The sequence below is a fragment of the Limosilactobacillus sp. genome (assembly GCF_040772465.1).
In the GTDB taxonomy this organism is placed as follows: Bacteria; Bacillota; Bacilli; order Lactobacillales; family Lactobacillaceae; genus Limosilactobacillus.
Map to the genome: position 1 here is coordinate 55243 of NZ_JAXGYB010000005.1, position 21068 is coordinate 76310.

Annotated in this window: 19 protein-coding genes; 11 read left to right on the top strand and 8 right to left on the bottom strand. The window is 46.4% G+C overall.

The window, feature by feature from the left end:
* Nucleotides 1–35: 35 nt before the first annotated feature.
* The 3 genes from araA to AB3114_RS06160 all read left to right on the top strand — a co-directional run bounded on the left by araA (nucleotide 36) and on the right by AB3114_RS06160 (nucleotide 2960).
* Nucleotides 36–1460 carry an L-arabinose isomerase gene (araA, locus tag AB3114_RS06150; RefSeq protein ID WP_367342383.1) on the top strand — a complete coding sequence of 475 codons (1425 nt, stop codon included), beginning with the start codon at nucleotides 36–38 and terminating at the stop codon, nucleotides 1458–1460.
* Between the two features lie 89 nt (nucleotides 1461–1549).
* Nucleotides 1550–1876, top strand: a complete 327-nt coding sequence (locus tag AB3114_RS06155; protein WP_367342384.1) for a hypothetical protein — start codon at nucleotides 1550–1552, stop codon at nucleotides 1874–1876.
* 43 nt (nucleotides 1877–1919) lie between these two features.
* Nucleotides 1920–2960 carry an aldose epimerase family protein gene (locus AB3114_RS06160; RefSeq protein ID WP_367342385.1) on the top strand — a complete coding sequence of 347 codons (1041 nt, stop codon included), beginning with the start codon at nucleotides 1920–1922 and terminating at the stop codon, nucleotides 2958–2960.
* Between the two features lie 42 nt (nucleotides 2961–3002).
* On the opposite strand, the gene AB3114_RS06165 is transcribed toward AB3114_RS06160, so the two are convergent.
* The 3 genes from AB3114_RS06165 to AB3114_RS06175 form a co-directional block, all read right to left on the bottom strand.
* Nucleotides 3003–3179, bottom strand: a complete 177-nt coding sequence (locus AB3114_RS06165) for a hypothetical protein (RefSeq protein WP_367342386.1) — start codon at nucleotides 3177–3179, stop codon at nucleotides 3003–3005.
* A gap of 213 nt (nucleotides 3180–3392) precedes the next feature.
* Nucleotides 3393–4757 (bottom strand): DHA2 family efflux MFS transporter permease subunit, encoded by a 1365-nt coding sequence (locus AB3114_RS06170; protein ID WP_367342462.1) that lies wholly within the window; start codon nucleotides 4755–4757, stop codon nucleotides 3393–3395.
* A 252-nt stretch (nucleotides 4758–5009) separates the two neighbouring features.
* Nucleotides 5010–6377, bottom strand: a complete 1368-nt coding sequence (locus AB3114_RS06175) for an MFS transporter (RefSeq protein WP_367342463.1) — start codon at nucleotides 6375–6377, stop codon at nucleotides 5010–5012.
* Between the two features lie 160 nt (nucleotides 6378–6537).
* On the opposite strand from AB3114_RS06175, the gene AB3114_RS06180 reads away from it, so the two are divergent.
* Entirely contained in the window at nucleotides 6538–6993 is a 456-nt protein-coding gene (locus AB3114_RS06180) for a hypothetical protein (RefSeq protein ID WP_367342387.1), read from the top strand.
* A 200-nt stretch (nucleotides 6994–7193) separates the two neighbouring features.
* On the opposite strand, the gene AB3114_RS06185 is transcribed toward AB3114_RS06180, so the two are convergent.
* The 5 genes from AB3114_RS06185 to AB3114_RS06205 all read right to left on the bottom strand — a co-directional run bounded on the left by AB3114_RS06185 (nucleotide 7194) and on the right by AB3114_RS06205 (nucleotide 11522).
* Complete coding sequence (locus AB3114_RS06185) at nucleotides 7194–7898, bottom strand: hypothetical protein (RefSeq protein ID WP_367342388.1); 705 nt, start codon at nucleotides 7896–7898, stop codon at nucleotides 7194–7196.
* Nucleotides 7891–8802: an ATP-binding cassette domain-containing protein gene (locus AB3114_RS06190; RefSeq protein ID WP_367342389.1), complete on the bottom strand. Its 912-nt coding sequence runs from the start codon at nucleotides 8800–8802 to the stop codon at nucleotides 7891–7893. The genes AB3114_RS06185 and AB3114_RS06190 overlap by 8 nt, the downstream gene beginning before the upstream one ends.
* Nucleotides 8783–9163, bottom strand: a complete 381-nt coding sequence (locus AB3114_RS06195) for a GntR family transcriptional regulator (RefSeq protein WP_367342390.1) — start codon at nucleotides 9161–9163, stop codon at nucleotides 8783–8785. Before AB3114_RS06195 ends, AB3114_RS06190 begins: the two co-directional genes overlap by 20 nt.
* 149 nt (nucleotides 9164–9312) lie before the next feature.
* Nucleotides 9313–10440 carry a vitamin B12 independent methionine synthase gene (locus AB3114_RS06200; RefSeq protein WP_367342391.1) on the bottom strand — a complete coding sequence of 376 codons (1128 nt, stop codon included), beginning with the start codon at nucleotides 10438–10440 and terminating at the stop codon, nucleotides 9313–9315.
* 419 nt (nucleotides 10441–10859) lie between these two features.
* Nucleotides 10860–11522 carry an NAD(P)H-binding protein gene (locus AB3114_RS06205; RefSeq protein WP_367342392.1) on the bottom strand — a complete coding sequence of 221 codons (663 nt, stop codon included), beginning with the start codon at nucleotides 11520–11522 and terminating at the stop codon, nucleotides 10860–10862.
* Between the two features lie 268 nt (nucleotides 11523–11790).
* Between AB3114_RS06205 and AB3114_RS06210 the strand changes: the two genes are divergently transcribed.
* The 7 genes from AB3114_RS06210 to AB3114_RS06240 all read left to right on the top strand — a co-directional run bounded on the left by AB3114_RS06210 (nucleotide 11791) and on the right by AB3114_RS06240 (nucleotide 20953).
* Nucleotides 11791–15225, top strand: a complete 3435-nt coding sequence (locus tag AB3114_RS06210; RefSeq protein ID WP_367342393.1) for a pyruvate carboxylase — start codon at nucleotides 11791–11793, stop codon at nucleotides 15223–15225.
* Nucleotides 15226–15296: 71 nt separating this feature from the next.
* Nucleotides 15297–16055, top strand: a complete 759-nt coding sequence (locus tag AB3114_RS06215) for a biotin--[acetyl-CoA-carboxylase] ligase (protein ID WP_367342394.1) — start codon at nucleotides 15297–15299, stop codon at nucleotides 16053–16055.
* A 215-nt stretch (nucleotides 16056–16270) separates the two neighbouring features.
* Nucleotides 16271–17347 (top strand): 3-phosphoserine/phosphohydroxythreonine transaminase, encoded by a 1077-nt coding sequence (gene serC, locus AB3114_RS06220; RefSeq protein WP_367342464.1) that lies wholly within the window; start codon nucleotides 16271–16273, stop codon nucleotides 17345–17347.
* A gap of 13 nt (nucleotides 17348–17360) precedes the next feature.
* Complete coding sequence (locus tag AB3114_RS06225) at nucleotides 17361–18551, top strand: phosphoglycerate dehydrogenase (RefSeq protein WP_367342395.1); 1191 nt, start codon at nucleotides 17361–17363, stop codon at nucleotides 18549–18551.
* A complete protein-coding gene (locus AB3114_RS06230; RefSeq protein ID WP_367342396.1) occupies nucleotides 18544–19359 on the top strand; it encodes a Cof-type HAD-IIB family hydrolase in 816 nt (271 codons plus the stop codon). The genes AB3114_RS06225 and AB3114_RS06230 overlap by 8 nt, the downstream gene beginning before the upstream one ends.
* A 151-nt stretch (nucleotides 19360–19510) precedes the next feature.
* The gene (locus tag AB3114_RS06235; protein WP_367342397.1) at nucleotides 19511–19633 is read left to right on the top strand and encodes a hypothetical protein; all 123 of its coding nucleotides are present in this window, start codon (nucleotides 19511–19513) and stop codon (nucleotides 19631–19633) included.
* Between the two features lie 168 nt (nucleotides 19634–19801).
* Entirely contained in the window at nucleotides 19802–20953 is a 1152-nt protein-coding gene (locus AB3114_RS06240) for an ROK family protein (RefSeq protein WP_367342398.1), read from the top strand.
* Nucleotides 20954–21068: the final 115 nt, after the last annotated feature.

Genomic DNA, 21068 nt, shown 5'->3' on the forward strand with positions numbered 1-21068 from the left:
TCTAATAATTATGGAAGCAAAGGAGATTTCTAACTATGTTAAAAACACCTGAATATGAATTTTGGTTTGCTGTAGGATCTCAACCACTTTATGGTCCGGAAGCACTGGAACAAGTAGAAAAAGATGCTCGCAAGTTAGTCGATGGGCTTAATGCCAGTGGCAAATTACCTTACAAGTTTGTCTTTAAATTGGTTGCTACGACTGCTGACAGCATCACTAAGTTTATGAAGGAAGCCAATTATCAGGATAAGGTTGCCGGCGTCATTACTTGGATGCATACTTTCTCGCCAGCTAAGAATTGGATTCACGGGACTCAGTTGCTGCAAAAACCGCTGCTGCACTTAGCCACTCAAATGCTGGATCATATTCCATTTGACACGATTGACTTTGACTATATGAATCTGAACCAAAGTGCCCACGGTGACCGTGAATATGACTACATTAATGCACGGATGGGTATTCCAGATAAGATTGTTTATGGTTGGTGGAATGACCCAGAAGTTCAGGGCGAGATTGCTGACTGGGAAAAGGTTGCTGTTGGCTATGACATGAGTTTCAAGATCAAGATCGCACGTTTCGGTGACACGATGCGTGATGTTGCTGTGACTGAAGGCGATAAGGTTGCCGCTCAAATCAAATTAGGGTGGACTGTTGACTACTGGCCAGTTCCGGAATTGGTAGCCGCTGTGAATGCTGTTTCTGAAGACGATATCGATAAGCAATACAAGCGTCTGGAAGACAACTACGAAATGGTTGAAGGTGACAATGACCATGATAAGTATGTTCACTCAGTACGTTATCAACTGCGTGAATACTTAGGAATCAAGCATTTCTTGGATGAAAAGGGTTATGATGCCTTTACTACTAACTTCCAAGATTTGAAGGGTCTTGAACAATTGCCAGGTTTAGCTGTTCAACTACTGATGATTGATGGCTATGGCTTCGGTGCTGAAGGGGACTTCAAGTCTGCTGGTCTCTCACGGCTGCTGAAGATCATTGCTGAAAATAAGCAGACAGCCTTTATGGAAGATTACACCCTGGATCTGCGCAAGGGTCATGAAGCAATCATGGGTTCACACATGCTTGAAGTTGATCCAACTCTGGCTTCAGATAAGCCGCGGGTTGAAGTTCACCCACTGGATATTGGTGACAAAGCTGATCCAGCACGGTTGGTCTTCACTGGTTCTGAAGGTGAGGGGATTGACATTACATTGTCATACTTTGATGATGGCTACAAGTTCATTGCTTACGATGTTTCCTGCGCTAAGCCAGAAAAAGAAATGCCTAACCTGCCTGTGGCTAAGCAAATGTGGACGCCAAAGTGTGGCCTGAAGAAAGGTGCAACACAATGGATGCGCAACGGTGGTGGCCACCACACTGTTCTATCAATGAATTTGACGATGGATCAAATGAAGACTTTAGCTAGTCTCTTCGGAATTGAATTAATCGATATTAAGTAATAATTAGAACGTTTGAAAGAGGTCGGAAAGGGTAATCTTCCCGACCTCTTTGTCGTAAATGAGTGAATCACGAATGAAGGGACATTACCATGAAATTTCGTAAATTAAAACCGGTTAAAACGGATACTATGAAGGATGGCGTCGTTTATTACAGGCGCTGGACAAAGTTTGAAAAAGTTTTTTCGATTGTGGGTGTGCTTTTGCTTTTTACTGGCGTAGGGATTGTGTCAGATGTTATTTTGTTGGCCATGTACCTGTACTGTATCGATAAAGTAGATGTATCACCTGTGGGTATGCCTGATGAACGACTGTTGGTTAAAAAGGCCGATTGGGATCATTACCGCCGTGTTCACGGAATTGATTACTGGCACCAACACCAACCTCAACGAGTACAAATGATGTTTGTTAACCATTAGTAGTTAATTAATACCGTGATTTGATGATGGGGGATTATTATATATGAAAATTACGCATGATAACTTTGGAGAGATGAATAGTCACCCAGTGACTCGCTATACTGTCACCAATGACCATCATGTGCGAATGAGTGTGCTTAACTATGGAGGAATTTGGCAGGAATTTTCTGTGCTGACGCCTCAAGGGCGGTTAAACTTGCTATTAAGTGCTGACTCGGTTGAGAACTATCAAAAATCTGGCTACTGTGTGTGTCAATTGATTGGTCCTGTTGCCAACCGGATTGGTCATGCTCAATTTCAAATTGATGGTCACAACTATCAGTTGCAAGCTAACGAAGGAAATAATACTAATCATAGTGGTGATCGAGGTTGGCAGAATCATTTTTGGCACGTTGACACACAGATTAACGAAAATTCAGGGCAAATTATTTTAAGCAATCATTACCGACCAAAAGATGACGGAATGCCTGGTGTGACGAATGTCCAAGTGGTTTATACTTTGGATAATCAAAATCAGGTAACGATCGACTTCTATGGTCACACTGACGCAGCGACCTTATTCAATCCTACTAATCATAGTTATTGGAATCTAGCTGATAGAGATGCAAGAACTGTTGAAGCTCAAGAATTGATGATCAATTCCGAACAACATCTGGCTGTTGATGATGGCAAAATCCCGACAGGACAGCTAGTTAATAATCAAGATTCAGCATATGATTTTAAGCATGGTCGGTTGCTCGGGGATGCCTTGCATGAAATGTTAAAGACTCGTGAAAAGGGTTTTGATGATTTCTTTGTGGTTGAGCCAAGTACGAGCATGGATCACCAACCGATTGCTGTTCTGCGTGATCCTGAATCTGGTCGTGAGATGAAAATGTTTTCTGATCGCAACGCTTTAGTTGTGTACACTGCGAATGGTATGCCTGATAGTGTGCAGTTGAATCGTCCTGGAAGATCATGGGTAGCCATTGCACTGGAAGCCCAGACCTTACCTGATTCTGTTCATCATCCGGAATTTGGCGATATTATCTTGCGATCTCTGGAACCGGTTCATCACCAGATCCGCTACGAAATTACATACTAATCAGAAAAAGGCTCAGAGCAACGCGCCCTGAGCCTTTTTGGCTTAGTCATGGAATGTCTTTAGGATCGATCCGCCAATGCTATCGTTGGTGGAATTATCCTTTTGCAAATGATTGAGCGACTTGAATAGGCTATTCAAGTTGTGGACCACCGTAGGGTCGCCGGCCTGATAATCCCTAGCAACTTGGTCAGCGTCAAAAGATGAGGACTGGCTGCACACTTCAAATGGGATCTTGTGATCTTGCTGAGCCCGCTTAAGCTACACCTTGATACCCGAAGTAATGTTCAAGCCCATATCGTTAAAAATTTTACTGACGTCATTTTTTAGTTGGCCATCAATTTTGATGTTAATTTGTGCCATGAAAAAGACCTCCCACGGCTATTACACATCTTTGTGTAGTAATTACTATATATTTATAGATATTAGTATAAGTTAATTGACATCAGATGAAGCACTACGCTGATTTGTTAGGCGCAAACTGCCGAGAATGGCTAAGATAATGAGAACCAAAGAAAAGTAGATCCCCCAGTGAAAACCTTGCGTGTAACGAATGGCCATGCTGGCAGAAACGGCATGCCGGCCGGCTTCGTAAAAGCTGGTAGCAAGAGCTGTGGAAAGTGCGCCAACGATTTGCTGCATGGTATTTAAAATAGTGCTGCCGTCTGCCGATTCCAGTCCGTTCAGCGAACCAAGAGCGCTGGTCTGTGATGGTGACATGGCCAGCGGACAGCCGATCATCAAAATGACGTGGGCTAGGATCATATAGATAATAGCTGATTTAGCATTAGCTAAGGCAAACATCAGGGCACCGATGAAGGCGAGAACAAAGCCCGCCATTACCGGGCGCTTGGCGCCGACACTGTCATAGAGTCGACCCGCCAGGGCAGAGACGATGGCGTTGACAATCCCTCCTGGCAGCATGATGATTCCAGTCATAACGACCGGCACTCCCATGCCATTCTGCAGGTAGTTTGGCAGAAGGTACATGATGGCGAGGATAATACCAAAGTCGAGCATCACTAGAATGGATCCTGTAGTAAAGGCCCCTGTCTTAAAGAGCTTAAGATTCAGGATTGGTTCAGCTAAGTGCAGTTGACGGTGGGCATAGCATGCCAAGACGATGATGCCGACTATGAGGGCTGACAGGACGGGGACAGATAGCCAACCATCACGACTGGCTAGGCTGGCACCGATCACAAGACCGGAAAAACCAATGGCTGATTCGATGATCGACAGCCAGTCGACGTGTGGCCGACTAAGGTGATTGACGTTGTCTAAAAAGCCGATAGCAAAGATCATCGCGATTGCCAAGAATGGAATAAAGAGCCAGAAAATCCACCGCCAAGTGAATTGCCCGAGGATCAATCCAGTCAGGGTTGGTCCGATTGCTGGGGCAAACATAATAACCAGGGCACAGATGCCAAGGACACCACCCAGTTTCTGGGGTGGAAAGATTTGCATCGCAACGGCGAACATTAATGGAATGATCAGACCGGTCCCAATCCCTTGGATCATTCGGCCAACTAAAAGAACAGTAAAGTCATTGGCACAGGCTGAGATGGCTGCCCCGATGATGAAGGCACCCAGCCCAAAGACGGTGATTTGGCGGCTAGTGAACCATTTGGAAATCAAACTGGATAATGGCAGGATGATCCCGATCACTAGCATATAGCCCGTCACCAACCACTGGATGGTAGCCAGGTTGGTGTGAAAGGCTAGCATCAGTTTGGGCAATGCAATATTCAATGAAGTTTCGCTCAGCATTCCGACAAAAGCCCCGAGCAGCATGGCTGCCATGGCTAATTTAGGGTGTTTGATGGAATGGCGAGCAGTTAAATGATTATTCAATAATACCTCTCCCTTTCTCCAGCTGGTTAGTCTAACAGATTCCATTTGTGCTCGTAAGTATTTTTTTGTTGGTTAGTTTTGCATGTTGTTTTAAGAAATGAAAAGCATTACAGCTGCTAATTAATATTACTAAGATGTTATTTATTAGATAATAAAAAAACACCTGCTCATCAAGCAGGTGCTGAGATTATTCATATTCAATTATTTGGCAGCCGAGCGTTGCCGCAGATAAATGCCAAAGGTTAATAGCATCAAGATAACCAAGGCTACCGTCACCCACATGGCAGTACGAATGCCAGTGATCAGTGATGCTGGAGCATCAGCGATGACAACCACCAAAGTGACCGAAATGGCTCCAGCGACCTGCCGCAAGGTGTTGTTGAGGGCCGTGCCGTGACTGTTTTCCAGTTGAGAAAGGTCGGAGAAGGCTTCCGATAAAGCTGGGCTGAAGACCATCGCGTTGCCTAACATTCGAATAGCATAGGCAATGGTAATCATGGCAAGTGAACTACCATTGCTGATGTGAACCAGTGGGACGGAGGCGATCAGCATTAAAATACCACCAGTGATGATCAACCACTTTGGCCCGTATTGGTCGTACAGTCGGCCTACTAGAAAGGCAGCACAACCGTTGATGATGGCTCCTGGTAGCAGGATTAAACCAGAAATGAAGCTGGAGATATGCAGTGAATTTTCACCCCAGATTGGGATCAGTTGTTCCGTACCTAAGAGAACCATGAAAGCGAAGATCCCGACAATCGTCATCAAGGTAAATGACGGGTAGCGGAAAATTTGTACCTTCAATAGTGGGTTCTTTAAACGTAACTGGCGACGCACCAGAATGGCGATGAAGAGAATCCCGACGGCCATCATGATAATACCAGCCGCTAAGTTGATTTCAAAGACTGTTAAACTACCCAGGAAGAGCGCTGAACCGATTAAGGAAATCAGAACGGACAAGTAGTCGATCTGAATGTCCCGTGGCTTTGAATAGTTCGACAGTTTAAAGTAACCGACGATCCACACTACAATCATGAACGGGAGGACGAGAATAAAGAGCCATCGCCATGAAAGGTTTTGCAAGATTAATCCGGCTAGTGTCGGTCCAAATGCCGGCCCGGAAGAAATGACTAGACTGGATAGACCCAGGATAGCGCCACGTTTTTCGATCGGGTAAATGGAGACCATTGTCGTCATCTGGAACGACATCAGCATGCCACTAGCGGCGGCTTGAACCAATCGGGCCAATAATAAGGTATAGAAATTCGTGGCTAGACAGCCAATTAAAGAGCCGATGATGAAGACACCGATGGTTGTCAAAAAGACATGACGATTGGTGAATTTATCATAGATGTTAGATGATAATGGCATGATGACCCCGATGATCAGGGTATAGCCAGTAGTCAGCCATTGCGCATTGTTTAATGAGACGTTAAGGGTTTTAGAAATTACCGGCAAAGCGGTAACCATCATCGTTTGGCTAGCCAAGCTGATAAAGGCTGACAGCAAGAGGATGATGGTGATGATTCGCCGGGTGTGTTTGGAAAGATTAATTTGACTCACGAAAATGTCCTTTCTAGTTAATATGATTACCAGTTAATAGTAGCACTTAATTTTTGTTGTTATAAGAATGAAAATTGCGTATTTTATAGGGGATGCTCTCCGCGGCGCTGTCTTTTTATTGATGTTTAATGTGATATAATTCACTTATAGAAAGTGGTGAATATAAATGGCAGACTTTAGAGAAGAACTGGATTTTGCCGGCGACCAGGGGATGCTGGAGACAACCAAGAAGTACTTTAACGGTTTGAAAGTGGTCCAGGATGCAAATGATCTGGCACTGCAAGACCTCAATGATCTTTTTTGGGATCTTGATACTGATCACCAGCAAGCAATCAGTAAGCTGGACAAAATCATTCAGTACAGTAATAACAAAGATTTGCAGGACTTCATCGGTGATTTGTCCTTTGATGTGATGAATGATAATGACAACATTGACTTTCTGTCCCGACTGGGCAACGGTAGCAACAATCCCTACAACAGTTTGGGCGGTTTGACCGACGTGATGGCGGTCGGCATCGATAAGGACAACAAGCTCCACGCATGGAAGCGGGTTGACTGGGAAGACTTTCTCAGAAAGCAAGGCCAGGCAATCCTGGATGCCTATTATTCGGAAAACAATTAATTTTATAAAAAGTGGAGGCTAGGAATCCTAAGAGTTCCTAGCCTCCGCTTTTTTGGTGAGAATAATTACATTGCAATCGCGAAAAATCACCGAGCTTCTAGAGGATAGCTACGGATAAATCATCGACCCGTTCCGTGTCAGCGATTATCCTAGGCTATCCCAACGAAGCTCCAAGAAGGTGATTGTTCAGCTTATTTATATTAGTCCCGTTGCAGCCGGATAAACTTGGTGCAGAGCCAAGTAAAGAAGATCATGATTGCGATGAAGATGATCAGGAAGATTGACCAGGTGCCTGGATTGACGAGCACGTGCTGGATTTGGTTGAGCTGGTGATGAGTCAGTGTCCAGTCAGTCTTGGACATCCACGCTGCAATACGGACCATGATCCAGATCAGTAGCGACATCAGCAAAGTTGGTACCCCGATGACCACAACGACTTTCCAAAAACCGTGGACGAGAGCGACGAGATCAGCCAATACCTGAAAGGCGAAGAACATCGCTAAAATCATGGCAAGACCGACCCAAAAGCCGCTTGGTGAGCTGTTAATTACTCCAGAGCCACTACTAAATAACTGGGTGAGTAAGCCGAGTACCAGCAAGACGACCGTCCAGAAAACGGGGGTAAAGATGTCTGTCCACCACAAAGTTTTCCGGTCGATGCCAAACTGGTTGGCGATGTTAAATGTCCGCCGCGGTAAGACAAAGAGCATGACGATGGCACAGATCATGGCAGTACCTGTCAGCCCACCGAGCAAAACGGGCCAAAAGTCGAAGAATTTTCCATGCATAATATTGCCGATGTTAAAGATCAGTGTTATTAAAATGTAAATTGCGGCTGCAATACCGAGAGCGATTCCGTTAGAAATCAGCCGGTACTTTAGCAAAAACTTTGCTCCCTTATTCATGGTGGTCAACCTCCTTTTGTGATTTTGCATTGGCAACAGCAGCCATGTCCGGACTGGTTAAGGCAATGAAGAGTGATTGCAAGTCGAGGTGGGAAAGACTGAGGCTGTCTGGTACTGTCAAGTTAGCCGGCAATTGTTGATAAATCACGGCCTGACTGAGTTTACCTAATGCAGGGCTTTGGGTGAGGACGCGCTTGCCCTGGATGAAGTTGTGGACATCCGTCACTGGCCCGGAAATGCGATAGGCTTGTGCCAGCATGGCATCAGTCGTGTCATCCACTGCAACTTTCTTATCATTGATAATGATGACGTGGTCGACTAAGTGGGCAATTTCTTCAATCAGATGCGTTGCGACGATGAAGATGCGTGGCTTTTCGCCGTAAGTCCTCATCAGTTCAGAATAGAAGAATTCCCGGTGATTGGCATCCAGACCGAGAACTGGTTCGTCGAGCATGATGATCTTGGCGTTGACATTCAGTGCCAAGACGAGTTTAAAGCTAGTCTGTTGACCAGTAGACAGGCGACCGATGTGGGCTTTTGGTGAAAGCTCAAAAGTCTTTAGCATCCGCAAAGCATTATCAAAGTCAAAGTCGCCATAAATGGCATCCACCCACTTCATCACCGTTTGAATGCTGGTCCATTTGCCAAACGGCATTGAGGTATTCATTAACCAAATTTTAGAGAGTGCCTTGCTGTTATCCTTAACGCTTTCGCCGTCAACGGTAATTTCACCTGTATTTGGGCGGATGCCGTCGACAATCAAGTTGAGCAGGGTCGACTTGCCGACACCGTTGCGACCGAAGAGACCATAAATGCCATTTTCTGCAAAGTTGAGATTGATATTTTCAAGGATGTCGGCCCGGCCAAAATGTTTGCTGAGATCCTTAATTTTCATTGTGGTCATGTTGATACCCCCGTTTGATTAATTCGATGAGGTGGTCTTCCGTCAGCCCGAGCTTTTGAGCCTCGGTGATCACCGACTTGATGTAATCATCAAAAAAATTGCTCTTGCGTTTGGTCATGATTTGCTGTCGTGCGCTGGGGGTAACAAACATTCCACGCCCCCGACGTTTCTCCAGCAATCCGTCATCGACTAAGCGATTCATGCCCTTCAATACGGTAGCCGGATTGATGTGCAACTCTCGCGACAACTGGGTAGTTGACGGAACCTGGTCGCCAGCCTGAAAAGTACCTGTAAAGATCAACTCCTCAAGCTGGTCCGCAAGTTGGGTATAGATCGGCCCCGAATCGTCAAAATGAAACATCGGCAAGTGCACCTCCTTAGCTTCAATAGTTAAATGGTTAATCGCTTGACTAACTAACTATATAACGATGCTAGAGATTTTGTCAACAAAAAAACTGTCGTGCATCTGCACGGCAGTGATTTCTTATTGATTTGGTGGCTTAAAAGATCTTAGTCGGCGTCGCCCCAGACGTCACGAGCGATATCCCGAACCAGTTCGAGCTTCTTCCACTGTTGATCTTCGGTTACTTTATTGCCTTCTTCAGTGGAAGCAAACCCACACTGGGTGGAGAGAGCCAGTTTATCCAACGGAACATACTGACTGGCTTCTTTGATCCGGGCTTTCACATCATCAGGATTTTCCAGTTCAGGGAACTTGGAAGTGATTAGGCCTAGCACGATGCGAATGTTTGGCCGGCCGTTGTAGATGTCCTTAAGTGGTTCAAAACCACCAGAACGCTTGTTGTCGTATTCAAGGAAGAAGCCGTCGTAATTCAGCTGACCCAGGTACTTGGCGATGACGTCGTAAGAGCCACTGAAGAGGTAGGTGGACTTGAAGTTACCTCGGCAGATATGGGTGGTGATTGTCAGGTCAGCAGGCAAACCTTTCAGTTCTTGGTTGATCAGTTTAACGGCGTCCTCACACAGCTTGACGTACTTAGCGTGTTCGTCCGGTTGATCTTTGGTGGCGTTGAGTTTCGAAATCAGGAAGGCCCAGGTGGTATCGTCTTGTTGCAAGTAGCGACATCCCAAGTCGTAGAAGTGCTGGATGGTTTCGTGGTAGGCTTTGGCAACGTCTGTCAGGTATTCATCCCAACTGTCATAAAACTTTGACCAATTATCGCTCCGGTTGTCACGGAAGAGCAGCGTTGGTGAAGGAATGGTCTGTTTGGCAAGCACCCCGTCAGGGGTAACGCTGTTGAAGTACTTGAATGAGGTGAAGAAGGGGTGCGTTGGGTTGTAATGAATTTTGCCAGCTAAGCGAACGTTGTCGGTGCGGGTTTTGCTGTCCTTGAACTTGTAACTCTGTTGATAATCATAGCGTTCAGTGCCGCCGAGTCCCCAGAGAAAGTCCAAGTGCCACCAACTGCGGTTGAATTCGCCATCAGTCACTGCGTGGAAGCCAAGACTAGCTTGTTTTTGGACAATCTTCTTGGTTTCTGCGCGCTGAATGTCAGCGAAATCGGCAATGGCTAGTTTGCGTGCAAAGAGCTTTGCTTCTGCATCTTTTAATGCTTGGGAACGTTTGAGACTACCGACGACATCGTAACGGAATGGTGCTTGCAGTGATTTTGACATAAAGATCAGCCTCTTTCTAATAATTTGATAATCAATTCAACTTAGCAAACAAAAAAACGTCCCCACTGAAGGAAATCCTTCAGCAGGGACGTTGACACGTGGTACCACCTTGCATTTGCCCTACGCTCACGCGCAAGACCTCGACCAGTCGCTAACACAACTGCGCCCTGGTAAGGAAGGCGAACTCCGGTCGCGCTTGCAAAACTCACGCGGCTCAAACCTCGAAGCCCATTTTCATCGCCTAGCGACCTCATCGGCTTTCATTATCCCGACTTGCTGGAGAGGACTGGGTGATTACTTAACTCGTCATCGGTTATTTAATTTCGTTTGCTTAACGACCATAGAATATCATAGCCTCATCAAAATGCAAGATGTTTTTTATAACTTTTTAATTTTGATTCTGAAGCCTGGCGATTGGTCTAGTCTTCAGACATGCCATCGGCTTTGAGAATTTCGGCCCGCGGTTTGTCAGCATCAGTATTTGGTTTGTTGAGGCCAACGGACTTTTTACTGTCCTTGGATGGGTCCTTAATCAGACTAACGGCGTATTCAGCAACACTCCGCCGTGAAACCTCAGTGCCCTTGAATTTTTCATCATCACGAGTAACTTCGTAGTCGCTTTCGTCCAGGTCGGTTAACCATGCTGGCCGGATGATGGTGTAATCGAGATCGCTAGCGGTAATGATATCAGCGGCTTTCCGGTATTTAGTCAGGTAGTCGCCCAGCACTTTCTTGTTCCATTCACCGAATTTACCCGGTACTTCGTCGTAAATTCCTAATGAAGAAGTCCAGAGCAGGCGCTTAACGTTGTTGGCGTCCATGGCGTTGACAATCGTCTGGGCTTCGTCAATGACCTTTCCTGCGAGACTAGCATAAACGACATCCTGACCTTTAACAGCCTTGGTGACGTCGTCGAGATTAGTGGCGTCACCCGTAATGATGTGTTGATTTTGGAGACTCGGTCCTAAGCGTTGAGCCTGACGAACGAAGAGGGTGACGTTAACGTCTGGATCTGCTGCTAAGATCGGGTCGGCCCAAAGAGCGATACGACTGCTAGCACCAATTACAAGAACATTTGTCATGATAATTCTCCCTTCAAAAGTTTTAACTTTGATACGGTTACATTTTAAACTTTCTTAGTAAAAATGGGCAAGCAAACGTTCTCCATCAATCTGTTTAGTGATTATTACGGAAACTGCAAAAAGCGAAGATTATAAAACAATGAGTCTTATGAAAGAAAAATGTTAGAAAAATCGTTACGGGAGGTTTTTTGCGTCCCTAAAAATGTTATAATCAACCTTGTTGAGTTGTTAACAAAGCAATTTCTCTGTTAAAGGCGGTGCAAAATAAGTGTTTCATAAGATTTTAATTGCCAACCGTGGTGAAATTGCCACCCGAATCATTCGTGCGTGTCACGAACTAGGGATTAAGGCGGTGGCGGTTTACGCCAAGGAAGACGAATACAGCACTCACCGGTTTGCCGCTGATGAGGCGTACCAAATCGGAAAAGACGAACAACCGATTGATGCTTACCTGGACATCAATGAAATTATTCGTGTAGCTAAAGCCAGTGGTGCTGAAGCCATTCACCCCGGCTACGGTTTCCTTTCTGAAAATCCAGATTTGGCCCAGGCTTGTGAGGACAATGGCATCAAATTCATTGGTCCAAAAGTCGAACATTTGAAAATGTTTGGTGACAAGCTGGTTGCTAAGCAAGTTGCAACCAAAGCGGGTCTGCACACTATTCCTGGCATGAAGGGTGCAGTTAAGGATATTGAACAAGTCCGCGAGTTTGCCCACAAGGTTAAGTACCCAATCATGGTCAAAGCTGCTATGGGTGGCGGTGGCCGTGGGATGCGGATCATTCGCTCTGACAAGCAACTGGACGATGAATTTGAACAGGCTAAGGATGAAGCTCTGAAGGCGTTTGGTTCTGACGAGATGTACGTCGAAAAGGACATTGAGAACCCAAAGCACATCGAAGTCCAAGTGATCGCCGACGAACACGGAAATGTGATGCACTTGTTTGAGCGTGATTGTTCTGTACAACGGCGTAACCAAAAGGTCATTGAATTTGCCCCAAGTGTTGTCCTGAGCCCTGAACGGCGCAATCAAGTCTGCAACATGGCTGTGCAATTGATGAAGAGCGTGCACTACCAGAACGCCGCTACGATCGAATTTTTGGAAACACCAGATGATTTCTACTTCATCGAAGTTAACCCACGTGTCCAAGTTGAACACACCGTTACCGAAATGATCACGGGGATCGATATTGTGAAGACCCAAATTCGGGTTGCTGCAGGCCAGGACCTGTACAAGGATATTCATCTGCCAAAGCAAGACGAGTTGGAGTTTCACGGTTGCGCTATCCAATGCCGGGTAACGACTGAAGATCCAGAAAACAATTTCATGCCTGATACTGGTCAGATCACTAACTACAACTCACCAGGTGGTAACGGGGTTCGGCTCGACGGGAACGCCTATGCTGGATACGTTGTGACGCCATACTTTGACTCATTGCTGGTTAAGTGTTGTGTTCAGGCCGATAACTTTACCGATGCCAACAAGAAGATGCAGCGGGCATTGAACGAATTTAACATTCGTGGTGTCAAGACCAACATTCCGTTCATGCTCAACGTTTTGCGTCACCCAACCTTTGCGGACGGGAACGCTAAGACGACCTTCATCGACACGACGCCGGAACTGTTCCACTTCGAACACAAGCCGGATACCCCAACCCAGCTGATCCGCTACATCGGTAACGTTACGGTTAACGGTTTTGCCGGCGTTGAACGCAAGGACAAGGTCAAGGTGCCAAAGATGGATGCACCGACTGCTGACCAGATTCAGCCGGCTAGCGGCACGGTTAAGACCATCAAGGACATTCTGGATGAACAGGGTGCAGAAGCAGCGATGAAGGCTGTGCTGGATAACAAGCGGGTCATGCTGACTGATACGACGATGCGTGACGCTCACCAAAGCCTTTTTGCTACCCGGATGCGGACTTTTGATATGTACCCGGCCATGAAGGTTTACGACAAGGCCATGCCGCACCTTTTCTCTGTCGAGAGTTGGGGCGGTGCGACCTTCGATGTCTGCTACCGGTTCTTGGGTGAAGATCCTTGGAAGCGGCTGGCTGCTTTGACTCGCAACATGCCACACACCATGCAACAGATGCTGCTGCGTGCTTCTAACGCTGTTGGTTACCAAAACTACCCAGATAACGCTCTGAAGCGTTTCATCGATCACAGTGCTAAGTCAGGCATCGATGTCTTCCGGATCTTTGATTCGCTAAACTGGATCGAACAGATGAAGCGTCCGCTGGAGTACGCTCGCGAAACGGGTAAGATCGCCGAAGGGACGATGTGCTACACTGGTGACCTTCTGAGTCCAACGGAAAAGAAGTACACCCTGAAGTACTACCTAGACTTAGCTAGCGAATTGGTTAAGGCCGGTTCACAGAGTATCGCTATCAAGGATATGGCAGGCCTGTTGAAGCCACAGGCTGCCTACGAACTGGTTGGTGAATTGAAGGCTAAACTGGATGTCCCTGTCCACCTCCACACTCACGACACTACTGGTAACGGGGTGGCAACCTACGTCGCTGCTACCCATGCCGGCGTCGATGTCGTGGACGTTGCCATGAGTTCGATGTCCGGAACGACCAGTCAGCCATCCATGCAAACCTTCTACCAGGCCCTGGAAGGTGACGATCGTCAACCAGAATTGAACTTAGCAAACTCCCAAGTGCTGGACAAGTACTGGTCCGAAGTTCGGCCACTTTACAAGGACTTCAGCAATGGTGTCGACTCACCAAAGCCAGAATTGTACGCTACCGAAATGCCTGGTGGCCAATACTCCAACTTGAAGCAACAAGCCCAATCGATTGGGATCAAGGACTTCACAGAAGTTGAAGAGAAGTACCAAGAAGTCAACGATCTGTTGGGTGACATCATTAAGGTGACCCCAAGTTCCAAGGTTGTTGGTGACATGGCTATCTTCATGATCCAAAACAACTTGAACAAAGATAACGTTTTGGAAAAGGGCAAGAAACTCGACTTCCCTGATTCAGTGGTTAACTTCTTTGCTGGGGACTTAGGTCAGCCGTATGGTGGATTCCCGAAGGACCTGCAAAAGGTTGTGCTGAAGGACCGCAAGCCGATTACGGTTCGTCCTGGCTCACTGGCTAAGCCGGTTGACTTCGATGCTGTCAAGAAGGAATTGGCTGACAAGATCCATCGTGAGCCAACCGAAGACGACGTCCTGGGTTACGTGATGTACCCGAAGGTCTTCCTTGACTACATCAACAATAACAACGAATATGGTGAAATGGGTCTGCTCGATACGACCACCTTCTATCAGGGGATGCGTCCGGGTGAGACGGTCCACATTACTTTGGGCAAGGGTCGTCAGATGATTCTGACTTACATGTTTGCCTCTGCTCCTGACAAGAAGGGTGTACGGACATTGCACTTTGCCCTGAATGGCAAGCAATTCCTGATGAAGATCATGGATAACAGTTTGAAGAACAAGGTCAAAGTCGTTCCAAAGGCTGATCCATCTGATCCTAACCAGATCGGGATGCCACTGAGTGGTGATGTCGTTAAGGTCAACGTCAAGGCTGGTGACGAAGTCAAGACTGGCGACGTCATGGTCATCACCGAAGCCATGAAGATGGAAACTAACGTCAAGGCTCCATTTAGCGGAACGATCAATAGCGTCACGGCTAAGGTTGGCGATTCTCTTGAGGACCATGACCTGCTGCTGACTTTAGAGAAGAAGTAAACGGACACTAAAATACAAGAAGCTGGAAAACGAGTCGTTTTCCAGCTCCTTTTTATGTGCAGGAGTCAGATATGGAATTATTTTCTCAGTTAAAAACGCGGGGTGTTGAAGTCATCGATCGTCAGCAAGTGACCTCGACGAACACGCTTGTGAAAGACATATTAGCTAAACAACAACGCACACGCCCTATTTTAATGGTGGCTGATGAGCAGACAGCTGGCCACGGGAAATTTGATCGTCAATTTTATTCCGCTCCCAATTCGGGTGCCTATTTTTCCGTTGGTTTGCCGATGAGTGCCTTGCCGGCTGGTTGGACACCACAACAGTTGACAGTTCGGGCGGCCGTCGCTGCTTACCAGGTGGCTAGTCAGACCTTTCATTGCCCCTTAACCATCAAATGGGTCAACGACTTATACCGTGGAGATCGCAAGGTAACGGGAATCCTCGCCGAAACCGCCTTAGATCAGCATAACCAATTGTGTGGCATTGTCGTCGGTTGGGGAATTGACTTGACGGTTCCAGATGATTTGCCAGCTGAGTTGCGTGATCGCGCCGGGGCTATCAGCGACGATCCGGTGACGACAAAACAGCGGAAAACCTTAGTGGACGCATTGGGTGCTAGGTTTATAGACCTGCTCACAACGCCTTGGACAGAGGTGCTCCAGGTGTACCAGGATCACCAATATCTTCGTGGTAAAAATTTGATGGTGCAAATCGGCAGTCAGAAGACGTTGGGCCAATTTAAGCAAATTACTGGTGATGGTTATTTGCAAATCCAAACGGCGAATGGTTTGAAAACTTTTAGTGCCGGGACCGTCCGTGTTCAATGAAAAAATAATGCTGGAATCCACCGATTCTTAATCGGGGCGTAGTTGACAAGTAAAGTAATGGCAGTCGGATCATTTGATCTGGTTGCCATTTTCTTATATAATTCTAATTAAAATTTAATTTAAAGCTTATCTTTATCTTATTTTCGTGTATAATATTGATAGCTAATTGTAATCGTCACCAATTGGCCAATTATCGATGAAAGAAGTGAAGAATGATGACGAAGGTTTATAACTTTTCCGCTGGCCCAGCCGTTTTGCCGGCACCAGTAATCGAGCAAGTGCAGGCCGAATTGCCATCCTACCACGGTAGTGGGATGAGTATCTTGGAGATGAGTCACCGTTCCTCACTCTACGAAGATTTGGCCGCAGCGGCTGAAGAAGATCTGCGCCAGTTGATGGCGATTCCGGACGACTATGATGTGCTCTTCCTACAGGGCGGGGGAACCCTTCAGTTTACAATGGCACCCCTCAATCTGGCACGGCATTATCATCGTCTCGGGCTAGTGGATAGCGGCCACTGGGCCGATCGTGCTAAAGAAGAAGCAGATTTATTGCCAGGCATTCAGGCTGATGTGGTGGCTTCTAGCAAGGGAGATCACTATACGTCCTTACCTAAGGATTACCACCTTAACGGCAACTATGATTACATTCATTTAACATTAAATAACACGATCGAGGGAACGATGTACCGGCAGTTGCCACAATTGCCAGGCCAGGTCCTAGTAGGTGATATGTCGTCCAATATTTTAGCCCAACGCTATGATGTGAAGGACTTTGGCATGATTTATGCTGGCGCCCAGAAAAACATCGGGCCAGCTGGACTGACGGTCGTGATCGTCAAACACGATTTATTAGATGAACAGCAAAACTTGCCGGCCATGCTCGACTACGTGAAACAAGCTAAGAAACACAGCGCATTGAATACGCCACCGGTCTTTGCCATTTACGTGGCTGGCTTGGTCTTTAAGTGGGTGAAAGAACAAGGCGGCGTTGATGCCCTGCAAAAGCGCAATGAAGATAAAGCAGGTTTGCTTTATGACTACCTTGACAATTCAAAGCTGTTTCGCGCGACCGCTAAGCCAGCGGACCGGTCGATTACTAACGTTCCCTTCGTGACGGGAGACGAGAATCTGGATCAAGTATTTGTCCAAGACGCTACTGCAGCCGGATTGCTAAATGTTAAAGGCCACCGTTCGGTTGGCGGAATGCGTGCCAGTCTTTACAACGCCATGCCAAAAGCTGGTGTGGAAGCCCTGGTGAAATTCATGAAACAGTTCGAAATGGAACACTAGGAGGCACCACAAAATGTTTAATATCAAAACTTATAACGTCATTGCCCAAGAAGGAATCGACGCTTTTCCGGACGATCATTACCGAGTTAATAACGGCCAGGATCCTGATGCGTTGCTCATTCGTAGTCAAAACATGCACGAAACCCCATTTGGGGAGCAAGTACTAGCCATTGCTCGTGCTGGAGCTGGGGTTAATAACATTCCATTAGAGAAATGCACTAAACAGGGGACGGTCGTTTTCAACACTCCCGGATCAAACGCTAACGCGGTTAAAGAGCTGCTGATTGCCATGCTAATTTTGTCGGCGCGGCCAGTCATCCCGGCAATCTCATGGGCAAAAAGACTGGGTGGTGGCGACGTCTCCGTCAGCACGGAAAAAGGCAAGAATCACTTTGCTGGCACGGAATTGCTGGGTAAAAAGATCGGGGTCATCGGTTTAGGTAACGTTGGCTCGCGGGTTGCTAGGGCTGCCCTGAACCTCGGGATGAACGTCGTCGGTTATGACCCGTATATCTCCGTTGAATCAGCTTGGCGCTTGTCTAATTCGATTCCGCGGGCTAAACAGCTGCGTGACGTTTTGCAAGACGCCGACTATGTGACCATCCATATTCCGTATACGGAAAAAAACCGCGACTTGATTGGTGATCAGGAACTGGCTGAGATGAAGGACGGTGCTGTCCTTTTCAATTATTCGCGTCACGGGATTGTTAATGACGACGCGGTTTGTGCAGCTTTAGATAGCGGCAAGCTGCGTGAATACGCGACGGACTTTTCTAGTCCCCAAGTTTTACAGCACGAACACACGGTGGTAACGCCGCACATTGGTGGCACAACGAAGCAAGCTGAGGTCAATGGCGCTAAGCAGGGTGCCCAAACATTGCGTCGCTTCCTGGAAACTGGCGAAATCATCAATTCCGTCAATTTTCCGACGGTGGAAATGGGCTTTAGCGCTCCGTTGCGTCTCACGGTCATCCACCAGAATGTTCCGAACATGGTCGGCCAGATCACAGCTATCCTTGCCCAGAACAATCTGAACATCACGAACATGATTAACCGTTCTCGCAACGAGATTGCCTACACCGTCATTGATATGGATGCTGTTCCCGACACGGAGCTGGTAAAACTGCAAGAAAAGCTGCGACAAATCAAGGCTGTCATTCGCGTGCGGGCGCTGGCTAACCCGAAGGAGGAAGATGATGATTAAACTCGTGGCGACCGATATGGATGGGACTTTCCTTAATAGCCAAAACGATTATGATCGGCAACGCTTTGATCACGTCTATGACCAGCTAAGTCGGTTAGGGATTCGTTTCATGGTAGCCAGTGGCAACCAGTACCAACAAATTCGGTCATTTTTTCCGCACCAGAATGATGAGATGGTCTATGCCAGTGACAATGGAGCTTTCATCTTTGACCATGGGCAACTCGTGCTTTCGTCGTCGTTTCAGCCGGCCGTGATTCGCAAAATTGTCGATTACTTGCTGGCTTTGGATGATGTCGATTTTTTGCTGAATGGTGTGAAAGCCGGCTACATGCTGAAGAGCTGTGGGCCGGTATTTAAAAAGATGATGTACAAGTATAATTACGCTGTTCGGGAGATGGATAATTTCGACGAACTGCCAGCAGACCAGTATGGTGAAATCAGTCTATTTATCGGGGATGATGCCCGGATTGCCCGACTCTGCCAGCAGTTTAACAGCCATTTTGGCAAAGATGCTGAGGCGGTAGCCAGCGGTCAGGGTGCGATGGACATCATCATTCCTGGTGTTAACAAGGGTTTTGCCCTGAAACATCTGCTAGAAAAGTGGGGACTGCAGGCAGATGAATTGATGGTCTTCGGTGATTCTGATAATGACCAGCAGATGATGCAGTGTACACCGAACAGTTTTGGCATGGCCAAATGCAGTCCTCTAATCGCCAGATTAGCGCACCACCGTGCCCCGAGCAATGACCAGAGTGGGGTGTTACAAGTTCTCGAACAGTTGGTGGATAATGGGGGACAGTTGAAATAATAAATAAGTTGCGTCAATGAGCGCGACTTTTAAAGTGAACGGCTAACTCACCTTTGCGGAGCTTCTTCTTAGTGAATCTTAATTTTTCTACCTCATCTATGCTCTGACGTGGTATAGTCAAAGTGTATAATAAAAAAGCGAGGTAATAATAATGGCTGAAAATGAGAAGTACCAAGTTGTTTTGTCAGCAGAGGATGTTCAAATGATCAAGGATTGCCATTCAAAGAACCCTTCAATCATGAAGGCAATGGATGAGGCAAAAAAAATCAACTAATTATTTGATCATTTCGAGACGGTTGAGCGAGGGCTCAGCCGTTTTTTTAGTTCCAATAGGTGTATGGTTTTACCATCAATGATAGCGTTTCCATCTCAACCAGTGCTATAATAAAGACGATAGTTTAAAAAACAAACTAACTCAGGAATAATTAATGGAGATAAGAATATGAAACCTTCAACAAGTAAACCATCACAACATCGTCAAAATTTAAAATTGTTATTGCAACAGGTTTTTAATAACCAACCCACATCGCGAATTGAAATTGCCCACCAAACAGGGCTGAATAAGTCAACCATTTCATCGCTTTATAATGAACTGGACGAACAACAACTCTTTGAAGAAGTTGGTCAGGGCGAATCAACATCCAGTGGGGGCAGACGGCCTAAGCTCGTTCGGATCAATAAAAAATACGGTTTGATCGCTAGCTTTGACTTTGGCTATAATCATCTTCACATGATGGTCAATTATTTAGATGGCGAGATCAATTATTTTAAACAGGAACGTATTACTAGTAACCAGCTGGCTGATATTCTCCCGATGATTGACCGCGAACTAGACCGTGTTGTATCGGACAACAACACCATTAATGGCTTGATTGGGATTGGCTTTTCCGTCCATGGGGTCGTTTTGCATGATCAGATCCTCGATTCGCCTTTTGTTGACTTTGATGATATCAATTTGCAAAAACACTTCCACGACAAGTATCATGTGCCAGTCGTCGTAGAGAACGAAGCTAACCTGTCCGCTATTTACGAACGCGACTTTGATGACCGCTATCCCAATCACAATTTGGTAGCCGTCAGTATCCACCGTGGTGTCGGCGCCGGCGTAATCATCAATAACCAGCTCTACCGTGGCAGTCATGGTGTCGCTGGTGAAATTGGTCGTAATGTTTACATCGATCCCCATAGCAAAAAGCCGCGCAAGATTGAAGATTTTTGCTCAGAATATGCTCTGATGCAACAGTTAAGTGAGGTGACAGGTGAGAAAGTGGATCGTGATAGCATTCAACGTTTGATTGACCAGCATGATCCCCAAATTGATGCGGTATTTAGGGCCTTTTCCTCGTTACTAGCGCGGGCTATCTTTGGGGCAACAGTGTCATATGACCCTGAGGTTTTGTACATCAATTCGACCTTGATGGATGAGGTGCCTGAGCTTTATGTGCAACTAAAGGCGGAACTGGTTAAGATGGGGCAGGATCAACCGATTGCGATTATCAAGCATTCACGCTATGCCCAACTGCTTGGCTCTTTCTCACTAGTGGTCAATCGTTGCTTTGAGATGGGGCATTTGCAGCTGCATTATACCTATTAAGAATAACCAATAAATTTCCCGGGAAAAGCGAATTTGCTTTTTCTGGGATTTTTTGTCCGTAAACCTTTACAAGTAAAAATGTAAGCGTTATATTAATAAATGTAAGTTAGTTGTT

Excerpts from the sequence above, each read along its gene's own strand:
- araA (WP_367342383.1), top strand. The coding sequence starts at position 36 with ATGTTAAAAACACCTGAATATGAATTTTGGTTTGCTGTAGGATCTCAA.
- AB3114_RS06155 (WP_367342384.1), top strand. The coding sequence starts at position 1,550 with ATGAAATTTCGTAAATTAAAACCGGTTAAAACGGATACTATGAAGGAT.
- AB3114_RS06160 (WP_367342385.1), top strand. The coding sequence starts at position 1,920 with ATGAAAATTACGCATGATAACTTTGGAGAGATGAATAGTCACCCAGTG.
- AB3114_RS06170 (WP_367342462.1), bottom strand. The coding sequence starts at position 4,757 with ATGGCAGCCATGCTGCTCGGGGCTTTTGTCGGAATGCTGAGCGAAACT.
- AB3114_RS06180 (WP_367342387.1), top strand. The coding sequence starts at position 6,538 with ATGGCAGACTTTAGAGAAGAACTGGATTTTGCCGGCGACCAGGGGATG.
- AB3114_RS06185 (WP_367342388.1), bottom strand. The coding sequence starts at position 7,898 with ATGAATAAGGGAGCAAAGTTTTTGCTAAAGTACCGGCTGATTTCTAAC.
- AB3114_RS06190 (WP_367342389.1), bottom strand. The coding sequence starts at position 8,802 with ATGACCACAATGAAAATTAAGGATCTCAGCAAACATTTTGGCCGGGCC.
- AB3114_RS06195 (WP_367342390.1), bottom strand. The coding sequence starts at position 9,163 with ATGTTTCATTTTGACGATTCGGGGCCGATCTATACCCAACTTGCGGAC.
- AB3114_RS06200 (WP_367342391.1), bottom strand. The coding sequence starts at position 10,440 with ATGTCAAAATCACTGCAAGCACCATTCCGTTACGATGTCGTCGGTAGT.
- AB3114_RS06205 (WP_367342392.1), bottom strand. The coding sequence starts at position 11,522 with ATGACAAATGTTCTTGTAATTGGTGCTAGCAGTCGTATCGCTCTTTGG.
- AB3114_RS06215 (WP_367342394.1), top strand. The coding sequence starts at position 15,297 with ATGGAATTATTTTCTCAGTTAAAAACGCGGGGTGTTGAAGTCATCGAT.
- serC (WP_367342464.1), top strand. The coding sequence starts at position 16,271 with ATGACGAAGGTTTATAACTTTTCCGCTGGCCCAGCCGTTTTGCCGGCA.
- AB3114_RS06225 (WP_367342395.1), top strand. The coding sequence starts at position 17,361 with ATGTTTAATATCAAAACTTATAACGTCATTGCCCAAGAAGGAATCGAC.
- AB3114_RS06230 (WP_367342396.1), top strand. The coding sequence starts at position 18,544 with ATGATTAAACTCGTGGCGACCGATATGGATGGGACTTTCCTTAATAGC.
- AB3114_RS06235 (WP_367342397.1), top strand. The coding sequence starts at position 19,511 with ATGGCTGAAAATGAGAAGTACCAAGTTGTTTTGTCAGCAGAGGATGTT.
- AB3114_RS06240 (WP_367342398.1), top strand. The coding sequence starts at position 19,802 with ATGAAACCTTCAACAAGTAAACCATCACAACATCGTCAAAATTTAAAA.